14 protein-coding genes and 1 pseudogene are annotated in these 20765 nt (G+C 58.4%); 7 read left to right on the top strand and 8 right to left on the bottom strand.

Annotated elements, in window-relative coordinates; translation table 11 throughout:
* Positions 1-5: 5 nt before the first annotated feature.
* The 4 genes from J9870_RS19035 to J9870_RS19020 all read right to left on the bottom strand — a co-directional run bounded on the left by J9870_RS19035 (position 6) and on the right by J9870_RS19020 (position 6912).
* Positions 6-1028, bottom strand: a complete 1023-nt coding sequence (locus J9870_RS19035) for a glycosyltransferase family 2 protein (protein WP_210645335.1) — start codon at positions 1026-1028, stop codon at positions 6-8.
* Positions 1029-1040: 12 nt separating this feature from the next.
* On the bottom strand, positions 1041-3449 hold the full coding sequence (locus J9870_RS19030) for a phospholipid carrier-dependent glycosyltransferase (RefSeq protein ID WP_246883029.1): 2409 nt from the start codon (positions 3447-3449) through the stop codon (positions 1041-1043).
* Positions 3450-3495: 46 nt separating this feature from the next.
* The gene (locus J9870_RS19025) at positions 3496-5790 is read right to left on the bottom strand and encodes a glycosyltransferase (protein ID WP_246883028.1); all 2295 of its coding nucleotides are present in this window, start codon (positions 5788-5790) and stop codon (positions 3496-3498) included.
* A 303-nt stretch (positions 5791-6093) separates the two neighbouring features.
* Positions 6094-6912, bottom strand: coding sequence for an ABC transporter permease (locus J9870_RS19020; RefSeq protein WP_210639503.1), 819 nt, complete (start codon positions 6910-6912; stop codon positions 6094-6096).
* Positions 6913-7096: 184 nt separating this feature from the next.
* On the opposite strand from J9870_RS19020, the pseudogene J9870_RS29570 reads away from it, so the two are divergent.
* The 4 genes and pseudogenes from J9870_RS29570 to J9870_RS19005 all read left to right on the top strand — a co-directional run.
* Positions 7097-8320: pseudogene (locus J9870_RS29570) on the top strand (ABC transporter ATP-binding protein); the annotation flags it as partial.
* Entirely contained in the window at positions 8300-9820 is a 1521-nt protein-coding gene (locus J9870_RS29565; RefSeq protein WP_246883157.1) for a polysaccharide pyruvyl transferase family protein, read from the top strand. The pseudogene J9870_RS29570 and the gene J9870_RS29565, both read left to right, overlap by 21 nt.
* Complete coding sequence (locus J9870_RS19010; protein WP_210639501.1) at positions 9814-10500, top strand: 2OG-Fe(II) oxygenase; 687 nt, start codon at positions 9814-9816, stop codon at positions 10498-10500. The genes J9870_RS29565 and J9870_RS19010 overlap by 7 nt, the downstream gene beginning before the upstream one ends.
* Positions 10493-12658 (top strand): glycosyltransferase, encoded by a 2166-nt coding sequence (locus J9870_RS19005; RefSeq protein ID WP_210639500.1) that lies wholly within the window; start codon positions 10493-10495, stop codon positions 12656-12658. The genes J9870_RS19010 and J9870_RS19005 overlap by 8 nt, the downstream gene beginning before the upstream one ends.
* Positions 12659-12847: 189 nt before the next feature.
* Here J9870_RS19005 and J9870_RS19000 read toward each other — a convergent pair whose 3' ends face one another.
* The 3 genes from J9870_RS19000 to bamA form a co-directional block, all read right to left on the bottom strand.
* Complete coding sequence (locus J9870_RS19000) at positions 12848-13684, bottom strand: NAD-dependent epimerase/dehydratase family protein (protein WP_246883027.1); 837 nt, start codon at positions 13682-13684, stop codon at positions 12848-12850.
* Between the two features lie 25 nt (positions 13685-13709).
* Positions 13710-14645: a glycosyltransferase family 2 protein gene (locus J9870_RS18995; protein WP_246883156.1), complete on the bottom strand. Its 936-nt coding sequence runs from the start codon at positions 14643-14645 to the stop codon at positions 13710-13712.
* Positions 14646-14761: 116 nt separating this feature from the next.
* Positions 14762-17128: an outer membrane protein assembly factor BamA gene (gene bamA / locus J9870_RS18990; protein ID WP_210639497.1), complete on the bottom strand. Its 2367-nt coding sequence runs from the start codon at positions 17126-17128 to the stop codon at positions 14762-14764.
* 224 nt (positions 17129-17352) lie between these two features.
* Between bamA and J9870_RS18985 the strand changes: the two genes are divergently transcribed.
* From J9870_RS18985 to J9870_RS18975, 3 genes are all read left to right on the top strand, one after another.
* Positions 17353-18039: a response regulator transcription factor gene (locus J9870_RS18985; protein WP_210639496.1), complete on the top strand. Its 687-nt coding sequence runs from the start codon at positions 17353-17355 to the stop codon at positions 18037-18039.
* Positions 18036-19295, top strand: a complete 1260-nt coding sequence (locus J9870_RS18980) for an ATP-binding protein (RefSeq protein ID WP_210639495.1) — start codon at positions 18036-18038, stop codon at positions 19293-19295. The genes J9870_RS18985 and J9870_RS18980 overlap by 4 nt, the downstream gene beginning before the upstream one ends.
* Before the next feature lie 89 nt (positions 19296-19384).
* On the top strand, positions 19385-19834 hold the full coding sequence (locus tag J9870_RS18975) for a hypothetical protein (protein WP_210639494.1): 450 nt from the start codon (positions 19385-19387) through the stop codon (positions 19832-19834).
* A 246-nt stretch (positions 19835-20080) separates the two neighbouring features.
* Here J9870_RS18975 and J9870_RS18970 read toward each other — a convergent pair whose 3' ends face one another.
* On the bottom strand, positions 20081-20764 hold the full coding sequence (locus J9870_RS18970; protein ID WP_210639493.1) for a response regulator: 684 nt from the start codon (positions 20762-20764) through the stop codon (positions 20081-20083).
* Position 20765: the final 1 nt, after the last annotated feature.

The following is a 20765-nucleotide window of genomic DNA, read 5'->3' as shown; positions in this document are numbered from 1 at the left end:
ATCTCTCAGCGCTTTAATGAGTTTTCTTCCTGCAATGACCTTGCTTTACCACGCCTGGATTGCCGTGGCCTACTGGGTACGGAGGCGATGTCATAACCGAGGAACGCCATGATCAGCTGCAACCCCATGAGCATGGGCAGTGCGCTGAGCATCACGGTTCCGGCTGGTGTCGCGATGCCGTTTTGCGCCGATTCAAACCAGTGATAACTGCCGAAGAGGATGCCGAACAAGAACATGAGAATCCCGATCGGCAGTTCGATCGAAGCCAGGGACATGTCGCGCAGATAATAGTTGTAGAGCACGCGCTTGGTGAAATTGCGCAGGTGTTTGAAGAGGAACTCACCCACGATTTTCGAGATATTGAGGTGACTGACTTCGTCGCCGTACCGGGCTTCCATCGGAACATCAACCACGACGGCGCGCACGGTATTCAGGCGAAACAGAATGTCGGTCTCGAAAAAGTAGCGTTGGCTGACCTTGTCCAGAGGTAATAGCCTGGCGACGTCGCGGTGAATCGCGGTGTAGCCGTTGGTGGGATCGAACAGATCCCAGTAACCCGTCGACAGTTTGGCCATCAGCGACAACACGGCGTTGCCGAACAGGCGAATTCGCGGCATCGATTGGACTTCCTCCAGATCGAAAAACCGATTGCCCTTGGTGTAATCGGCTTCCCCCGCCAGGATCGGCTCGATGAACAGCGGGATCAGGGTTGGGTCCATCTGGCCGTCTCCATCGACTTTGACGATGATGCTCGCACCCTCGGCGAGGGCTGCCCGATAGCCAGTCATGACCGCGCCGCCGACACCTTTGTTGACGTCATGAGGCAGCACCTTGACCCGGGGGTCGCTACAGGAGGCCAGGACATGCTCGCCTGAGCCGTCCGGGCAGGCATCATCGATGACGTAGATGCGCCACACCTCCGGTCCGATGGCCTCTATGACACCCACTATATGAGCGGTGACCCGATAGCTGGGGATGACGACGGCGACTCGTTGCTCGTCCGTGAAAAGCGCTGTTTTTGAGTTCATCGATATCGCCAACTATTGCCTGAATGAAAGTGACTTGAACTCCAGGGGAGTGTCCGTATGACCGGACGCAAAAATGATCACGGACGTGGCATTCGCAGGGGCTATGACGTTCATTTCATGGGTCTGCCATTGCGTGGTGCAGTCAAACGTCTCGATGCTGGTGGTGATGAAATTGCCTTGCTCGTCCAGCCAATTGGCCTGGATTCTTCCGACCGTGGTTGTCGTTGCGCAGCGTGCGGACACGCTGTTGACGTACGTCAGCCCTGGCGTCACTTCGACACGCTGTGTCGCTGGTGTCTTGACATTGACGGTCAGGATCTTGCGCGACGGGTCATAGGTCGAGGGCGAAGTCAGGCTCCAGCCCTCGAGGCTGGACAGCTCTGGGTCGAGCAGGTGTTCGTAGTGGGTGTCGTTGAGTTTGCGCAGGTCCAGGTCACCCAGTCTGGCATACGACGTGGACACGTTGAGCAGCAGGTCCAGTTTCGCCTGGGGAAGGGACTTGAGGTCGATCACCAGCCAGTTCACCTGGCGCTGGCGCAAGCGTTGGGCAAGTTCTGATGGCGAGGCCGCCGCGTCGAATTCGCTTTTCCACTTCAGGTTGTACCACGACGCGTAAAGGGCATCGCCATGCAAACCCGCCATCAAGGGTGACGCAAAGACCGCCACGGGCTGATGCCCGGTGTTCAAAGCGTTGACGGTGTCGACCATGTTTCGGATAGGCAGCCGTTCCAATAGATAGGCATCCCGACCGGCCTTGCTCAACAGTGCAGAGGGTTTGATTTCGCCATAGTAAGTAGCGGCCTGGATGAAGCGGGTGTTGGTCAGGATCAACAAGGCACCGGCCACGATGGCGAGGCTGCGCGGGAAAATCCTGGCGTCGGAAAAGGGCAGGGCGAGGATCACAGAGAAGAGCGCGAAGGAGGGGAACACATAACGCAGATAGGCCGTTGAGTGGTACGTCATGAACAACGCGCCGGCGCCGACCAGGAGGATGCACAAGGCTTTTCTGTTGCCGCTCAACAGCACGGCGGCGGCGGCCGTGGGCAGCAACAGCCATTGAAAGCCTGCCGCGCCAACTCGCCCCTCGATGAACTGAGGCGAATTGAAGACCATTCGATAGAGGGTGTCCCAGGTCACCCCGGTACCGAAAGCGGCCGGCGGTTCGAAGTTGATGTTCGGCCAGAGCGGCGAATGGAAAATGGCATTGAAAAACGGGAACACGGGGTTGCCGGTCAAGTACCCGGCAGAGACGTAAGGGGTAGCCCCTGCCAATACCAGGCCGACACTGCCCAGCAGGAGCGTCTTGATGATCCCTTGGATAGCCCAGGCTTTGTAGTGCAGCAAGAGGACCACCAGCAGGATCGGCAGGACGCTCAGGGTCACGGCCTTGGTCGCCATGGCGAAGCCCAGCAGGAGAGCGGCCAGGAGCAATTGTGACAGGCGCTCCCTGGGATCAGGCGTGAAGCTTGAGACTTTCAGGATCGCAAGCGTCGCGGCCATCATGAAGGCGGTCCACGCCGACTCTATGTGGAGGCTGCTGTTTTCAGCGAAGGCGAGGGGCGTCGACAGAAAGATCAGGCTTGCCCAGCGGGCGCTTGTGGCAGAGCCGCCGGCCCAGAGGGTCATGTTGCGGATTTGCCATGCCAGCAGCAAGGTGAATGCGCTGTTGCTCAGGCGCGATGCGGTTTCACCAGCCAGCATATAGACAATGCTGTATATCCAGTCGGCCAGCATGGGCATGACCGCCCACACATAGGTATTTGCATCGAACTTCCATTGGTGCCGTTGGGCCAGGTGGGACGGGACGAAGAGGTGCATGGCCAATGCGTCATGGCCGACCTCCGGCATGAAGGCGACCAACACGTAGAGGCAGGCGAAGCTGCAGATCAGTACGTCGAGCCCCGTCTGGAGGGGTGTTTGCGCTGAGCGGGTGGCCTGGATTTGCCGCAGCAGTTCACGACCTATCGACGTGACGTGTCTGTGGCCCAATACAAGCGGCAACAACAGCAGCGCGCCATACAGCCAGGGGTAGTTGATCGGAAAGTAGGCCGCCAGGCCTATCAGCGTACCGAACGTACCCGCTCCCATCAGCAGGTGAACGCTCCAATCGGTCGAGGCTTTCTGCCTGAGCATCCACCTGCCGAGCACGGTGGCAGACAGCCCGAAGACTGCGACGACAATTACCGGCCAAGTCTGCGCGCAGGCAATGGACAGGCACGTCAGTAAACCCAGGCAAAGAATGATCGGTGGCTTGCCAGTGAAGATGGTGAGGGCGGCCAGGCCTGCCACTGACAGCAGAATCGTCCGGGTGCCGCTGTTCATGGACGCTAGCTCAAGCGTCGAAAAACCGTACACGCCGACCACCGCACTCGCCAGTAAAACCAACAACACCACTGCGTATTTCAGGTTGTATCTGGGCAAAATATCGTCTCGGCTGTTCAGCACCTCAGTGCCATGCAAAAGGGGCTTATATGTCTCGGTACGTGTGCGGGACCCAGGCCCCCCACTTGCTCTCGTAGATCGCCCGGTTCTTTTCGAAAAGTGCCTGTTTTTTTTCGGCACCCAAAGTGTTGAACGAGGCCGACAGGTGGTGATGAACGAAGACGTCTTCGGCGCAGGCAGCGCGCATGCCACGACGCTGCACGCGACGGCAGTAATCGTCATCCTCGAAAAGCCCCAGGCCATATTCTTCGCACAGACCACCGACTTGCTCGTAGGTCGAGCGTGGGAACATCACGCAGAAAAAGGCCAGGGTGTTGATTTCGAACCACTCACCCATGCGAGCGCGGGTCAGTTGCGCGGCTTCGGCGGGCATGTCTTCTATGCGGTCATAGCGGGTGCTGACTTTGGCCTCATTGCCGATGTTATTGGTGATCGGGCCGATGATGCCGATTTCCTTGTTGTCCTGCAGATGACGGATCAAGCCTTTGATCCAGCCGGCGGTGACGACCGTGTCGTTGTTCAGGACAACCAGATAGTCGCCGCTGGCTGCCGCGAGGCCCAGGTTGTTGCCGGCGGCGAATCCTTTGTTGTCCGGGTTGAGGATGACGATCCGGTCTGGATGTCCGTCGGCCCAGGCGGTGAGGTAGGCTGGGGTTTGGTCGCTGGAGTGGTTATCGACGACGATGATTTCAAGGTTCGGGTATTGACCCTGGGTCAAGAGGCTGTCGAGGCAGGCCTTGGTCAGTTCGAGGTTGTTATAGGTCAACACCACGACACTGACTTTAGGTAGGGGCAAGGTCGCGATGGCCTCGCGCAAGCTGGCGGCCCGATGCTGCCAGGTCTGGCCCCGGGCAAACGATTGACGCGCCTCCAGCGTGGAGCCGGGTTCTGGCACTGCGTCCAGGACATCGGCTATGGTCGAGATGAACTCAGTCGGCTCTTCAACCGTCCAGACCAGTTTGCCGAACTGGCTCAACTCCGGCAGTTTCACCGACACCACCGGTTTTCCCGCGCTCAGGTATTCATAGACCTTGACCGGATTGGTGGCGAGGGTCAACGGCATGACCTTGAACGGAAGCAGGCAAACGTCCATGGCATAGAGATAATAAGGCAGGCAAGCATACGGGACCTCGCCCTCCAGGATCACATTCGGGCAGCCCTTGAAGTGTTTTTTTGCCTGGACAGTATCGCTGCCGATCAACAGTATCAGGTGCTGTGGGGAGGATTGGGCGACTTGCTTGACCAAATCCAGATCGAACCATTCGGCAATGACGCCGTAGTAACCGATGATTTTTCTGTTGGCGGGGTCATGGTAGACCTTATCGGGGCGTTGGCTGAAAAAGCTGAACTCGCAGGCGTTGCGAATCACCTCTACGTTGCGGTTTTCCCGCTTGCCGTGTTGTTCGATCCAGTTGGATGTCGCCACCAGCAGATCCGCCCTGCGCATCAGAGCGATTTCAAGGTCGAGCAATTCCTGGGCAACGTTGCCGAAGCCTTCATGGTGATCCATGCAGTCATAGACCAGCGTGGCGTTGGGGATGCGCCTTGCCAGCGGGAACCAGTAGGCGTGCTGGACAATGCAATCCACGGCACCGACGTTCGCCCATTGCAGGAGCATGGCCATACCTTGGCATAACTGGTGGATCGCCGCGGCTGACGGCGGTGCGTGATAAATGACCGGTGCGCCGAGCACCTTGAAACGGATCTGGAACAGCCGATTGGAGCCTTCCAAGGGTTCTACTTCGAAGCCGGAGGCCTCATCGTCGATAAAGTTGTTCGAGATATAGAATGTCGTTTGTCCTGCCCGGGCCAACTCTTTGGCCAGGTTCTGTGGGCGCTGGATGCGGAAGTGCCAGTCAATCACGCCGAACATCAGGATCATGGGCTGCCCGGGGCAAGACGGTATTTCAAGGTTTACGGGCGGTGGCAGGTGTTGCAATGGGATGAAACTTGCTGGCGCTGCAGATTCGCCTGGTGTTGCCTTGCGGCGCTTCAACCAGCTTCGAAGTCGGCGCGCCAGTTTGCTTTTCCGCTGTGCGTCGAGTGGCAGCCAAGCGTAGACCCAGCGCGATAACCGATACAGCTGCTTGCGTATCGAATAACGCAGCGGTGCGCGTTCGATGGCGCTGCTCCAGTCAGAAAGCTTGAGCAGCTCAGCTTGCTTCGTTGCCAGTTGGGCGCGCAAGTCCACCGCCCGATCGGACAACGCCACGGCCTCGCTTTCTTTTGTCTGGAGTAATGCCTCTGTCTCTTTGAGGCGCTTTTCAGCCGCCCGCAGTTGCTCGCGCAGCAGCCCGGCCTCACCTTCTTGAAGTGACACGCGAGTGCGAAGCGCCTTTGAATCGAGGTTCAGTTGTTTGATAAGCCGATCTCGATTCTCGATTTCCTTGACCAGATGCAAGGCTTCAATGGATCTGGATTGTGTTGAGCGAGTCAGTTGGTCAATGCAATCAACAAGACGGTTGATCTGGTCCATGCGGTTTTCTGGTCCTTTGGTCAATACGGTCAACGCACAATCGATCCTCCAGGATCGATGTCGGCTTCAATGGCAAGCCAGCCCCGGGCTCCAACGGTGCCATAGACCATCATAGCGTTTGCTGGGCGGGTCGCCATGGCGAACCACTCATATAACGTCGGCGAAGCCTTTGCGTGTCCTCTGGAACCAGGCGAACCCGGAGCAGGCAATCAGCACTGAGATTGCCGAATAGGCCGCCAGGTGCTCCCATTTCGGCGCCTTGCCCCAGAACAGTACATCGCGAACCATTTCCACTGGCAGCGTCAGCGGGTTTGCCTGCAAGGCGATCTGATAGCTCTGGGGCAGTGTCGAGAGTGGATAGAAAATCGGTGAGAGAAACAGCATCGCCGTGATGACAATGCCGATGAACTGGCCAATATCGCGCAGGTAGACGCTTATCGAGGCGAGAAACCAGGAGATGCCCAGCGTCAGCAACACCAATGGGAGCAGTACCAGTGGCAGCAGAAGAGCGGTTACCGGCGGGGTGCCGAACAGGACGACATAGAAGACCAGCCAGGCCAGCAGGCTGACAGCCATGTGGAACAGCGCTGCACCGAGCGAAACCAGGGGCAGGGCCTCCAGTGGGAACACAATCTTCTTGACGTAGTTGGTGTTGGCCAGCACCAGGCCCGGCGCACGGTTCACGCATTCGGAAAACAGGTTGAACACCAGCAGACCAGCGAACAGCACCAGGGCGAATTCGCTCTTGGATTCACCGCCGCCAGACCAGCGGGCCTTGAAAACGACACTGAACACGAACGTGTAGACCACCAGCATGAAAGCCGGCGTGAAGAACGACCATAGAATACCGAGCATCGAGCCTTTGTAGCGACCGATGACCTCTCTGCGGATCAACACGTAGATCAATATTCGATTGATCAGGACACTCTTGACCATGGCGGCAGGGGACGTGTTGAACGACTGCATTGGTGCTTGATCCTCAAGACAATATCGGATGCTCGTTGAGTCGCATCCCCATGGAGGGTAGGCCAAGTGTAGATTCATTCGCAGTTTTTTATCCCATCTGTGCTTAACTCATCCGCAGCGCCCCGCAAAGGACTGATTCAGTAGCGCCGCAATAATGGTCGTGGTTCATGGAAGGGTTTTGCCGATGTCGTTTGAAGTGGCCATCAGCGCCGAAAACCTGAGCAAGTGTTATCAGATTTATGATTCGCCCAAGGACCGCCTGTTGCAGATGCTTATGCGCGGCAGGAAGCGTTTCTATCGCGAGTTCTGGGCCTTGGACGATGTTTCCCTGACCATCGCAAGGGGGGAGACCGTCGGTATCATCGGCCGTAATGGCAGTGGCAAATCCACCCTGTTGCAACTGATCTGCGGAACGTTGATGCCGACCCGGGGCCGCGTCCAGGGGCATGGCCGGATTGCGGCGTTGTTGGAGTTGGGGTCTGGTTTCAATCCGGAATTCACTGGCCGGGAAAACGTCTATGTGAATGCGGCGGTGCTGGGTTTGAGTCGCTCGGAAATCAACGCTCGCTTCGATGACATCATAGCCTTTGCCAATATCGGCGACTTTATCGACCAGCCCACCAAAATCTATTCCAGTGGCATGCTGGTACGGCTGGCCTTCGCCGTTTCGGTCTGTGTAGAGCCCGAGATCCTGATCGTCGATGAGGCCCTCTCCGTCGGCGACGCATCCTTTCAGTTCAAATGCCTGAGTCGGCTGGAAGAACTGGCTGCCAAGGGCACGACGCTGCTGTTCGTCTCCCATGACATGAGCATGGTCAAGCGCTTTTGCCACCGGGTCATCTATCTGCGCGCGGGCCGGGTCGTTGCCAGTGGCTCGCCCGATGAAATGGCCGAGCTGCACTTGCTCGACATGCGTGACGAGCAACGCCGCTGGGCCAGTGGCGGGGTCATACCGGTTACGCGCAAGTCATTCATGGGCGGACAGGAGGGGATGGCCTTTGGTACCGAAGAGGGGCATATCAGCGCTGCCTGCTTTACCAACACCCAGCAGCTTTGCTCCAGTTACCTGTATGGCGACGACATCGAAATTTGCGTCGAGGCGTTGCTGCATGAGTCGATCACTCAACCCAACATCAGCTTCACTATCCAGGAAGCAAGGCTGCTGGTGATTGGTGGAGGCAACTTCGCGCTGCAACCGGGCCCCGTCGAAAACGGCTGGCGGCGTACGGCGATCACGGTGCGCTTCCCGGCCAACCTCGCCGAGGGGCGCTATCATGTCACGCTCAAGCTGTTGCACGGCGCGACGGAAGACACCTCGCAACTGATCGAGAAGCAGGTTGCGCCATTGGCGTTCGACATGTTGCCGAACCACAGGAATTTTCTGGGCATGGTTGACCTGGGGTTGCAGAGGGTCGACCCTCGTCCCGTCGAGTCGCTTCCCAAGGCCTGCGGCACTCCAGGAGAGAGGGTTTTGACGGAACACCTGGATGAGCGCGCCTGGCAGGTCGCTATATTCGGCACCTTCGACGTAGAAAACTACGGCGATCTACTGTTTCCAATCATTGCCGAGGCGGAGTTGGCCCGGCGCTTGGGTTCAGTCTACCTGCATCGGTTTTCCTATCACGCTAAAAAACGACCTGAATGGCCCTATGCGGTGACCTCGCTGACAGAGCTGCCTCAGGTGGTGGCCAGCCTGGATGGCGTTTTGATCGGTGGTGGCTTCCTGATCCGATTCGATAAAGTCGTTGCCCATGGCTATGGGCCGACAACCGCCAATATCCATCACCCTACCGGTTATTGGCTGACGCCTGCGCTCATCGCGCAACAGCACGCGGTCCCGGTCATGTGGAATGCCCCCGGGATGCATTGCAACAGTATCCCCGACTGGGCCAGGCCGTTGTTGACGATGGCCCTTGAGCAAAGCCAGTACGTGCGGGTCCGTGATGCGCTGTCGCGCGATACCCTCGGTGCGCTCACTCAACAGGCCGAGATCCAAGTGCTGCCCGATACCGCGTTTGGCTTGCCCCGCCTGATCGATGAGCAGCAGCCCTCCACCGAGTTCATTCGATTGCGCGAGCGCGCCGGGCTGACCGGGCCCTACATCGTGATCCACGCCATTCACGTGGTGGAATCCTTTGTAAAACTGTTCGAAGACCACGCCGAGACGTTCCAGGGCTATCAGTTCCTGGTGGTGCCGATTGGCCCCGTCCTGGGGGACGATCCGTCGGTCATTGCGGCGCGCCTGCCCCGGGCCATTACCTTGTCATTCTGGCCAGAACCGCTGCTGATGGCGGAAATTCTCAGTCAGGCCCAAGCGGTGATCGGCCATAGCTACCACTTGGCAATAACCGCCTTGGCGTTTGGCGTCCCGGTGTTTTGCTCGGCGGATCTGACGGCGGGCAAATACACGGCACTGGCGGGGTTCGACTCACTCCACGCGTTGCCGGAAGTGGCGACGATCGATCCGCAATGGTTTATCGAGCGCATGGGCAAGACCCGCCCATCGCCCGCGGCTCGTGCGGCGGCGGATCAGTTGGTCGAGCACTGGGACCGGGTCGCTGCGATCATTCGCGCAGGTAAAACGTCGTCCCCGCCGGTGTTGGGGGGCTTTCTACAGCATCTGCCCAATCTGCTCGAAGCCGCAGCCGAGGACCGTGACCCATTGCCGGCTGAATCTGCGGTGAGCCCTGTCGTGTCGGAGCCTGAGCTCATCGAACCGGTGCAAGACCCGGCAGTACAAGCGCTTGCCCAGCAGCAACGGATCGTTCAGCTCAGTCAGCAACTGGCCCTCAGTGATGCCAGGATGCTTGAGTTGCAGAACTCCAATTCATTCCGAATGACCGCACCACTGCGCTCCATCGCCCGTGGTATCAGAAACCTGACAGCGAACAAGAACAGACAATGCTAGATCTCTCTCGTCTCACGCCAGCGGCTCTAAAGGCTCACCCGTTCTCATGGGCTGAAATCGGCAGCCTGTATTCGGTCGAGGACGCCGCCGCGTTGGCGGCCTCCTTTCCTCATGATCACTTCAAGACGGTGAGTGGTTATGGCGGTGAGAAAAACTATGACTATGAAGCCCGCGCCCTGGTGGGCATGGGCACCAACACCATCGCTTTCCCCGAAGAACTGAGCGAGGCGTGGTTGAGGCTGGCGCAGGACCTTGGCTCGGTCGGCTATCGAGAAGCCATGTCGGAGCTGACCGGGATAGACCTGCGCACCGTGCCGATGGAGGTCAACGTCTTTCATTACGGTCCTGGCGCCAGCTTGGGGGCCCATCCGGACCTACCCGATAAACTGGTTACTCATATCCTGTATTTCAATGAGTCCTGGGACCGCAACGACGGCGGGTGCCTGAACATCCTGCACCGCAACGACCCCACTGCCGTGGCGGCCGAGATCGAACCCCTGGTGGGCAACTCGGCGATTCTGGTGCGCTCGGATAACTCCTGGCATGCCGTCACGCCCGTGGTGAGCGGCTGCCGTTCTTCCCGCCGCAGCCTGACAGCAACGTTCTATCGACCGGGCTCCCTGAGTTCCATGTGGCCGCCGGGCGACAGCACTCCTCTGCATGGGTACCCACGTGCTTAAGCTCGACAGCACCTTGATCGACCGCGATGCCGCCTTGGCCCAAAGAGATGCGGCCATCAATGAACGTGATATTGCCTTGGCAAAAGTCGACTTCCTGCAAAACACCCGTTCGTGGCGTTTCACCCGACCCTTGCGCTCGCTTTTCCGATGGATGCGTTATGGTTTTAGCGCAACGCAGGAGTTGCCCGAGATGGCCGCTGCAGTCGTCTATCCGGCAGCACCGGAGCCATTGCCGAACCTTGATGTGGAACCAGATTTCAGCGCGAAAAGACACCTGGATATTCTCTGCTTCGCCAACATTGATTGGGCTGCGCGATTCCAGCGACCGCAGCAGTTGATGAGCCAGTTTGCGAGCAATGGTTATCGAGTGTTTTATATCGTCCCCTCCAGTGTGCCGGAGCAGGGACAGCTCTATCGATTGACGTCGGTGGCGCCCAACATCTTTGAAGTGGCACTGCAACGGGATGCGCAAGAGGCGTATTACAAAAAGATAGTGACGCCTGAGAATCATCAGGCTTTGCTGCTCGCCATGGCTGCACTGGTCGCCGATATGCAGATAAGAACCGCCCTCTCGGTGGTGCATATTGCTTACTGGAGCCCGGTGGCTCTCAGCCTGCGAGCCATGCATGGCTGGTGCATTCACTATGACTGCATGGATGACTGGGATGGGTTCCCGAACATCGGTGAGCAGCTGCTGAGCGAGGAACAGACCCTGGTTGCCCAGGCGGATCTGGTGACCGTTTCCGCCGCGTTGCTTCATCAGAAGTGGTGCGCCCACAACCCGCGTTGCGTCTTGGTCCGAAACGCGGTGGACTTCGCTTTTTTTCGACAGCACTGTTTTACCAATGATGTGTTGAGTGGGCTTGTCGGCCCGGTGATTGGCTTTTACGGCGCCCTGGCACAATGGCTCGACTATCCATTACTGGCGGCGCTGGCGGACAGGCGGCCAGAGTGGAATTTCATCCTGGTAGGGGATATTTTCGTCGACGATCTGGCCGGCCTTGAGCACAAGCCCAATGTGCAGTTGTTGGGCAAGAAGCCTTACTCGCAAATGCCGCTCTACCTGGATCATTTCGATGTCTGCCTGATTCCCTTCAGACTCTACAACGTGACGCATGCGGTAGATCCGGTGAAGTTCTACGAGTACATCAGTTCAGGCAAACCGGTGATCTCCACTCCATTGACGGAGATGAGCATTTATAAAGACCTGCTGTACTTCGCAACCGGGGTCGATGAGTTCATCGAGCAGATCGAGCGTGCCTTGGCCGAGCGCGACCTGGCCCTGTACAAACGACGCGTAGAACTCGCCCGGGCCAATGATTGGAAAGACCGATTCAATAGCATGCAACTGGCTATCGTCGGGTTGTACGAAAAAGTCTCCATCGTGCTTGTGACGTACAACAACCTCAATCTGACCGTTCAATGTGTAAACAGCATTCTACGTAATACCACCTGGCCCAATTACCAGCTCATTGTCGTCGATAACGGCTCGGATGATGGTACGGGCGACTATCTTGAGCGCCTGCGCCAAGAGATGCCCACCGCGAAGATCATCCTCAACCCGGACAACCGGGGCTTCGCTGCGGCCAATAACCAGGGTTTGCGAGAAGCCGACGGCGACATCCTGGTGTTGCTCAATAACGACACTGTCGTGCCTGAAGGCTGGCTGGATCCGCTGGTCAGGCATTTGAGAGACCCAAGTATCGGCTTGGTTGGACCGGTCACGAATGCAGTAGGAAACGAAGCGAAAATAGAAGTTTCCTACACCGACATTCAACAGATGCAAGATTTCGCAGACCGCTACATCGAAGCCCACAAGGGACGGTCGTTCGATATCTCGATGCTCGCCATGTTTTGTGTCGCCTTTCGTCGTGGCATTCTCGAAGAAGTGGGGTATCTGGATGAAGCATTCGGTATCGGGATGTTCGAAGACGACGACTACAGCCGTCGTGTGCAGGCGGCCGGCTACCGGACTGTCTGTGCCGAGGATGTGTTTATCCATCATTACGGGCAGGCATCTTTCAGGAAGCTGATTGCCAGTGGTGAGTATCAGCCCCTCTGGGACAAGAACCAGGCGTACTTCGAAAGCAAATGGGGGACTTGGCAAGCCCACGTTCATCGCGACGAGTCTGGCGTGGAGACGGGCGAGAAAGACTAAATCGCGATGCTCGTGAGGCTGTTTACAGTGGACATAAAATTCATATACCCCACAGATCCCTGTGGGAGCGAGCTTGCTCGCGATGACGTCGGCACATGCAACATCACCGTAAACTGAGCCACCGCTATCGCGAGCAGGCTCGCTCCCACACTCAGTCTTCAGTAGACCCAACATTCGCCAAAGACTATTTCAGCGCCCAGGCAAGTCTTCGCCCATCAGGTAAAACGTCCTGGGCGCAAAGCCAAGCCGGTCACTGGCGTCGGAATGGTCGAATATCAGATCCTGGTTCATGCGTGCCACCAGCGCGCTCGAAAGATGTCGATAGCGAGGCAGGCAGCGCATGATCGAAACGACCCGACTTAATGCCTTGGCGGGGAGGGGTAGTGTTCGTTCAGGGCATCCCATGGCCTGGAATATTCGCCTTACCATTGTGTGATAAGGCAACACTTCCCCCCCTGAGAGGTTGTAGCTGCCGCTGGGCAGGCCAGGCGCGCTGATGGCGGACAGGCACGCCTGGATCACGTCATTAGCATGCACCGGCTGGCGCAGTCCGGTTCCGCCGCCGATGAGCGGGAAAAAACCAAAGCGTTGAATGAAACGGGCAATTTGCGAGATGTTCTTGTCGCGGCCAAAGCCATAGATCATGGTCGGTCGCAGGATCACCCATTCGATTTGCCGTTCGATAGCCCACTTCTCGAGCTGTTCTTCTGCGCGTATCAAGCGTTGCGCCACCTCCCTTTCCCGAGCGTCGGGCGATGCTTGCTTGGCAAAACGGCTTGTGGAGGACAGCGCGACAATGCGTTTGACGTGGGTGCTGGCAAGGCGCTCCAGATAGTCGGGTAACACCCAGATGGGGGCAAATGACAGGAAGGTGTCCAGCGTTAGTCCGTTCCAGTTGTCAGCGTTTCGCCATGTCACACCAGGGCGGGACTCCTTGGGGAGACCTCGAGTGAAGGCGCTTGTCGAGTGGCCGATTTGTGCCAGCAATGGCAGGGCGTGCTCGCCGAGGAGGCTGGAACCGCCCATTATCCCTATTCGCAATTGAGGTCTCTTATCGTAGGTTCCATGCATTTTTAAGCCGGGTAGTTGCGTGGCGAAGGACCATCAGACTGAATCGAAACCAGACCGCGATAACCACGCTGACCCATAGGGCCGCAGGGTATTTACGGCGGAAAAACTTGCGATAGAAACGCAGGATCCCCAGGTGTTTGTGCCATTCGACGAAATAGGGACGATGACGACTGCAAGCACCGAATACATGCATCACCTGGGCATCCGGCACGAACAGGACGCTCCAGCCGCTGCGATGGAAGCGCATGCACCAGTCCAGGTCCTCGCAATGGAGGAAATAGTTTTCGTCCCACAACCCGACGCTCTCGATCGCTTCGCGCTTGACCAGCATGCAAGCCCCGGAGATGGCTTCAACGACAATGGGGGCGCTGGGTAGCGGTTCCTTGTGCAGTAAAAAGTCGGAAAACAGCGATGGGAAAAGTGCTGAGAGCCGCGAAAGTCCGAAAGCCCGCATGAAGGCGCGTCTGGGCGTCGGAAACACCCGGCGTCCACCGGCTTGCTCGCTACCGTCCGGATTGCACAGGAACCCTCCGACCATGCCGATCTCTGGCGAACTGCGTAGCGCCAGCAGCAAGCGGTCTATGGCATCGACGGCCAGCACGCTGTCCGGGTTCAAGAAAAATAAATTGGCGGCCGTTGACAGGCGGGCACCTTGGTTGCACGCCACGGCGAAGCCGAGGTTGGTGGTGTTGTGTACGATTTGAAGCGAGTCGCCGGCAGCGTGGATTCGCTCCAGCAGTAACAAACTACCGTCGTGGGAGTTGTTATCCACCACGATCACGCTGCAAGCGCCGGCGGCAAATGCCGACCCGACACACGCTACCAAAAGTTCACCAGCATTGTAGTTGACGATGATCACATCACACTTGCCCTGTAGAGATGATGTGTCCCGTTCATCAACAGCGAGCAGTTCCACTGCTTCCAACTTAGTCACTCCATTGATCAAACCTGAATACGTATGGGATCGCGACTACTCAGGTTTGTATTCAAGATAGCATGTCTGTGCCCTTCGACCAGTTCCGGCCGGCAAGGTCAAAACGTCTGCCCCAAGGAAAACTGGAACACCTGCGTGTCAGCGTTATCCGGCGTTCGCACCGGAAAGGCCACGTTGGCGCTCAATGGGCCCAACGGGCTGTACCAAGTCACTCCGACGCCTACCGAACTGGCCATCTGGCCGAGGTCGAGCCCGTCACATCCCTGGGTGGTGCTCAGGTAGCACTTGTCGGAGTAGACGCTGCCGACGTCCCAGAACACCGAGGTGCGCAGTGATTTGTTGTCTTTGATAAAGGGCATCGGGAACAGGTATTCCACACCGCCGGTGATGAGGATGTTGCCGCCCAGTGATTCGGTGTCCCGGTCGGAATAATACTTCTGTCCTTCACTGGCATAGGTGCCGGTGGCCGGCGTGTTGCGCGGGCCGAGGGTGCCGCTTTCGAAGCCGCGCACCGAGCCTTCGCCACCGGCGGTGTAGTTCTCGTAGAACGGCAGGCCGTCGGTCGAGCCATAGCTGTTGCCGTAGCCGAGTTTGGTATGCAAGCGCAGCGAGGTGGCATCGCTGACCGGTAGGAAGGCCTGCCCGGTGTAGTCGAGCTTGTAGAAACTCAGGTCGCTGCCGGGCACGGTCACCATCAGGTTCAGGTTTTGCGAATGCCCGCGGGTGGCCAGTACGCCTTTGTTCAGAGTCGATTCAGACCAGCCGAGATTGGCCTTGAAGTTGGTGAACTCGCTCCCTTCGCGTTGGATGAAGTCGTAGATTTCATCGGCGCTGTAGGTCCCTGGCTCGATGCTGTCATGCTGCACCGTCACGCCGAAATTCAGCCGTGAGGTTTCATTGATCGGGTAGCCGAGGGTGGTGCCGGCACCATAGCTATTGATGGAATAGTACGAATTATCGTCATCGTAATATTCGTTATAGTCGGTGGCGCTGTAGAACGCGTTATAGCCCAGGCTCACGCCGTCCGGCGTGAAATAGGGGTCGGTGAAGCCGATGTTGTACTTGCTTTGGTAAGACGAACGGGTCAGGCCGAGGCTGGCGTAGTTGCCGCTGCCGAGGAAGTTGTTCTGGGTGATCGAGCCACCGAGGATCAGGCCAGCACTCTGGGAGAAGCCGACGCTGGCGGTGATCGAACCGGAAGCCTGTTCTTCGACGCTGTAGTTCACATCCACCTGGTCATCGACGCCCGGTACGGCCGGTGTCTCGACATTGACTTCCTTGAAGAAGCCCAGGCGTTCCAGGCGGGTCTTGGACTGGTCGATCAGGTAGGTCGAGGCCCAGCCACCTTCCATCTGGCGCATTTCACGGCGCAGCACTTCGTCCGCGGTCTTGGTGTTGCCCCGGAAGTTGATGCGGTTGACGTAGGCACGCTTGCCCGGGTCCACCGCGAAAGTGATGTCGACGCTATGGTCTTCATTGTGTGGGGTCGGCACGCCGTTGACGTTGGCGAAGGTGTAGCCCTCGTTGCCCAGGCGACGGGTGAGCAGCTCGGACGTGGTGGTCATCAGCTTGCGCGAGAACACCTGGCCCTTCTGCACCAGCAACAGCGACTGGAGCTGGTCTTGCGGCACTTTCAGGTCGCCGCTGAGCTTGACGTCACGAACGGTGTATTTCTCGCCTTCGTTGACGTTGACGGTGATGTAGACGTGCTTCTTGTCCGGGGTGATGGACACCTGGGTCGAAGCGATGTCCATGTTGATGTAGCCACGGTCCAGGTAGTAGGAGCGCAGGCGCTCCAGGTCACCGGAGAGTTTTTCACGGGCGTACTTGTCGTCGTTCTTGAAGAACGACAGCCAGTTGCTGGTCTTGAGGGTGAATTGATCGGTCAGTTCTTGCGTGGTGAAGACGGTATTGCCCACCACGTTGATGTGCTGGATCGCTGCGACAGAGCCTTCGTCTATCTTGATTTTCAAGCCCACACGGTTACGCGGTTGCGCGATCACTTCGGCATCGACGGTGGCTGAGTAGCGACCCTGGGCGACGTATTGGCGCTGCAGCTCGTTACGCACACCTTCGAGGGTGGCGCGCTGGAAGATCTCGCCTTCGGCCAGGCCGGATTGCTTGAGGCCTTTCATCAGGTCTTCAGTGGAGATCGCCTTGTTGCCTTCGATCTCGATACTGGCGACCGACGGGCGTTCGACTACCGTAATGACCAGGACATCGGCGTCGTGCCCCAGTTGGATATCCTGGAAAAAACCGGTCTTGAACAGTGCGCGAGTGGACTCCACCAGGCGTCGCTCATCCGCTTGATCACCCACGTTCAATGGCAAGGCACCGAACACGCTGCCGGCGGAAACGCGCTGAAGGCCGTTGATACGGATGTCGGAAATTTTGAAGCCTTGAGCGTGTGCAAGTGTGGCATTGAGCAGCAGTGCAGCCGAGCAGAGCAGGCGCGAAAAATTCATCAAGATCTTATCCAGGACACATCGACAAGCAGCGTAGGCGGGCGCGGATATCTCACAGCAAGACAAGTCACCGCGCAGCGAGCAGGCTGGTGGAAGTGCAGCATAAAAGCTCGGTGCGTTCGGTGCGGTTAACCAAGTGTCAAGTTAGGTAAAGGTTGGCCCGCGACGATGACGCTGTGTCGTGCAAGGGCGATAATGCACCGCCCCCCACTCAAGAGCGTCCCATGATCCGCGTATTGCTTGTCGACGATGACCAGGAACTGACTGGAATGCTCAGCCAATACCTGGAGCGGGAAGGCTTTGAGGCAACCGCCGTGCATACCGGCGAGGAGGGCGAGGTTCAGGCGCTGTCCGGTCGCTATAGCATCGTGGTGCTGGACGTGATGCTGCCGGGACTGTCGGGCATTGAGGTGCTCAGGCGCATTCGGGCGGTGAACCAGGTGCCGGTGGTGCTGCTCACGGCCCGTGGCGACAACATCGACAAGATCACCGGCTTGGAACTGGGGGCCGATGACTATGTGCCCAAGCCCAGTTCGCCGGGGGAACTGGTGGCACGTCTACGGGCGATCATGCGCCGGGTGCAGCCGATGGATCAGCCCACCAGCGAAGTGATCAGGACCGGCCCGCTGGTCTTGTGGCCCGGCAAGCGCCAGGCCCAGTGGCATGGACGCGAGCTGGCGGTAACCAGCACCGAGTTCAGCCTGCTCGAAGAACTGGCCCGTTGTGCCGGGCAGGTGGTGAGCAAACAGGATCTGTCCCTCAATGCCCTGGGCTGCCCCTTGACCCGCTACGACCGGCGTATCGACGTGCACATCAGCAGCATTCGCCACAAGCTCGGCCCGCGGCCCGACACCAAGGCCTGGATCCAGAGCGTGCGTGGCCTCGGTTACCTGATGATTGCCGAACAATGAAACCCAGCCGGCTGTTCTGGAAACTGTTCCTGGCGTTTTGGCTCGCCACCGGCCTGACATTCCTGGTCGGGTTGGGCTTTCTGGTGATGGGCAGTTCCAGGCCAGGGGATCCGCATCTGGAAACCATCCTGGCCGCTGAGGAACAGCTGCTGCGCCAGTTTGGTGTCGAGTCGGGCCGGCAGCTGCTGGCGGTGTGGGAACACCCGGCTGACCAGGCCGTTGGCGTGTATGACAGTACCGGTCAGTTGCTGGCCGGGGCACCGGTTGCGCAACCGGCCTACACGCGATCGGTCGTCGACAAGGACGGCGCCGCGCTGTTGCTCAAGTCTACCCATCCCCTGGCTCAAGAGCGCGACAAAGGACCGAGCCCCTGGACGCCGTTGATCATCGGCACGGTCATGAGTGCGCTGTTCAGCGGCTATATGGCGTTCTACCTGGCATGGCCGTTGGCCTATCTTCGGCGGGCCATGAGTGACGTTGCTCAAGGGCGCTTCGAAACCCGGGTCAAGCCAATGATGGGCGCGCGCCGGGATGAAATCGTCGATCTGGCCGGGGACTGTGACCGAATGGCCAACCAGTTGAAACTGCTGGTGGAGGCCCAGCAACACCTGTTGCACGACATCTCCCATGAACTGCGTTCGCCATTGACGCGCATGCAGGCGGCTATCGGGCTGTTGCAGCAAGATCCGGCTCGCCTGGAAATGGTGGAGCGCATCGACCGTGAGTCGGTGCGCATGGACATATTGATCGAGGCGTTGTTGACCCTGGCGCGCCTGCAAGGGCGGCCTGAGAGTATCGAGCGCGAGCCCATCGATATCGTCGAGTTGCTGTCGGTGATCGTCGAGGACGCTCGATTCGAGGCGCAAATGAAAGGTTGCCAGGTCAGTTTGCAAGCGTGCCCGGCCTTTGTCAGTCGGGTCAGCGGCGAACTGTTGTATCGCTGTTTCGAGAACGTCATTCGAAATGCGGTGCGCTATACCCGGCCGGGGAGCACGGTGGTGGTCGTGGCTGAGACCACCACCGAGGCAGGCTGCCTGACGGTGCGGATTAGCGATCAGGGACCAGGTGTTGAAAACGACCGCTTGCAGGATATTTTCCATCCGTTCGAGCGGGGCCTGAACGACAGCAGTGCCGGTTTCGGCCTGGGTTTGGCAATCGCTTCGAGGGCCGTGGAAATACACGGCGGCACGATCATGGCGCGCAACGAGCCAGCCGGTGGGTTGACCGTGGAAATCAGCTTGCCCCATCAGGCATGATCTTTACACGATATTACATTGGCTTGACGGCTCTGTACGCCCCGCCTCAGTAGACTTTGCGCTCAAACTTATTCAGCGTGGAGGTGCTCATGTTTCTGGTTCATAAGAAGGGCTTCGTCCCCGGCAAGAGAATGGTCGACGGCCTGGTGCCCTACGACTTCTTCTGCGAGGACAATCCGGGCCTCAACCTGTTTGTCTTCACTGGCTCCGCCACCCCGGGCAAAGTGGTCGAGGAACAGACACTTTGGGGTTTTACTCGTCTGGAGCGTTTTGAAGCGCTGAGTGGCACGCTGGTGTCGAACAAAAAGCATGCAGGCTGGTTCCAGAAGGTCAATGTGCTCACCGGCCCCGCCCAGAACGGTACTCAAGGCGTGAAGTTCCAGCGGGTGCTGAAAATCATCAAGCACACCGATGCATCGGGTCGTGTGGCCAGCAAGGCTGACTACGAGATCCAGACAGACGAAGGCGACACCTACTTCACTCGTCGGCCTGCGATGGGCGATAGCGCGCAAACTATTATCTATTCGGCTGATCAGTAGGCTCGACTTCGAGATGCCGGGGTGCCTACTGCGCAATGTCTGTTTAATGGGGTGCCAAGATCAACAGCCAAAGCAGAGCAGGAGACCCCCAGCACCTATGTAGCTGAACGACCGCTATCGCGAGCAAGCTCGCTCCCACATGGGGCTGCGGGTGTTCACTGTATCTGCAAACAACACAAAAACCTGTGGGAGCGGGCTCGCCCCAATCAGGCCGGCTATGAGGCCGCCTCGTTTTGCTGCAACGCCTCAGCCATCGGCAAGCTGAAACCGATAACCCACCCCATACAACGACTCGATCGGCTGTTCACCCGGGCAGGCCTGTTCGAGCTTGCGCCGCAGATTACGGATATGGCTGTCGACGGTGCGATCAGTGACTACCCGGTGATCGGAATAGATCCTGTCCAGCAACTGATCCCGGGAAAACACCCGCCCGGGAGAGCGGGCGAAGGTGCTGAGCAGGCGCAGCTCCAGCGGTGTGAGGTCCAGTGCGATGCCGTCGAAAGACGCCAGGTACTGTTTTTCGTCAATCAGCAGACGCTTTGGCCCAGAGCTCAGAAGTTGCGGGCTACGCCGCAGGATCGCCTTGACCCGGGCCACCACCTCGCGCGGGCTGAAGGGTTTACAGATGTAGTCATCGGCCCCCAGGTCCAGCCCGAGCAGGCGGTCCACTTCCTCGACGCGGGCGGTGATCATGATGATCGGCACGGCGCTGAAGCGACGCAGCTCCTGGCACACTTGCAGGCCGTCGCACCCGGGCAGCATCAGGTCGAGCAGGATCAACCGCGGTTCGCTGGCACGTACCGCTGGCACCACTTGAAGGCCATTGTCCAGGCACTGGGTCGGGTAGCCGGCGGCGATCAGGTAGTCGCGCATCAATGCAGCCAGTTTGGGTTCGTCTTCGACGATAAGGATCGGACTGTCATTGGTCATG

The organism is Pseudomonas sp. Tri1 (assembly GCF_017968885.1).
In the GTDB taxonomy this organism is placed as follows: Bacteria; Pseudomonadota; Gammaproteobacteria; order Pseudomonadales; family Pseudomonadaceae; genus Aquipseudomonas.
The sequence above is the reverse complement of the archived record's forward strand: the minus strand, read 5'-3'. Positions and strand labels throughout refer to the sequence as shown.

Excerpts from the sequence above, each read along its gene's own strand:
- J9870_RS19020 (WP_210639503.1), bottom strand. The coding sequence starts at position 6,912 with ATGCAGTCGTTCAACACGTCCCCTGCCGCCATGGTCAAGAGTGTCCTG.
- J9870_RS19035 (WP_210645335.1), bottom strand. The coding sequence starts at position 1,028 with ATGAACTCAAAAACAGCGCTTTTCACGGACGAGCAACGAGTCGCCGTC.
- bamA (WP_210639497.1), bottom strand. The coding sequence starts at position 17,128 with ATGAATTTTTCGCGCCTGCTCTGCTCGGCTGCACTGCTGCTCAATGCC.
- J9870_RS18985 (WP_210639496.1), top strand. The coding sequence starts at position 17,353 with ATGATCCGCGTATTGCTTGTCGACGATGACCAGGAACTGACTGGAATG.
- J9870_RS29565 (WP_246883157.1), top strand. The coding sequence starts at position 8,300 with ATGGTTGACCTGGGGTTGCAGAGGGTCGACCCTCGTCCCGTCGAGTCG.
- J9870_RS19000 (WP_246883027.1), bottom strand. The coding sequence starts at position 13,684 with ATGGGCGGTTCCAGCCTCCTCGGCGAGCACGCCCTGCCATTGCTGGCA.
- J9870_RS19010 (WP_210639501.1), top strand. The coding sequence starts at position 9,814 with ATGCTAGATCTCTCTCGTCTCACGCCAGCGGCTCTAAAGGCTCACCCG.
- J9870_RS18970 (WP_210639493.1), bottom strand. The coding sequence starts at position 20,764 with ATGACCAATGACAGTCCGATCCTTATCGTCGAAGACGAACCCAAACTG.
- J9870_RS18975 (WP_210639494.1), top strand. The coding sequence starts at position 19,385 with ATGTTTCTGGTTCATAAGAAGGGCTTCGTCCCCGGCAAGAGAATGGTC.
- J9870_RS18980 (WP_210639495.1), top strand. The coding sequence starts at position 18,036 with ATGAAACCCAGCCGGCTGTTCTGGAAACTGTTCCTGGCGTTTTGGCTC.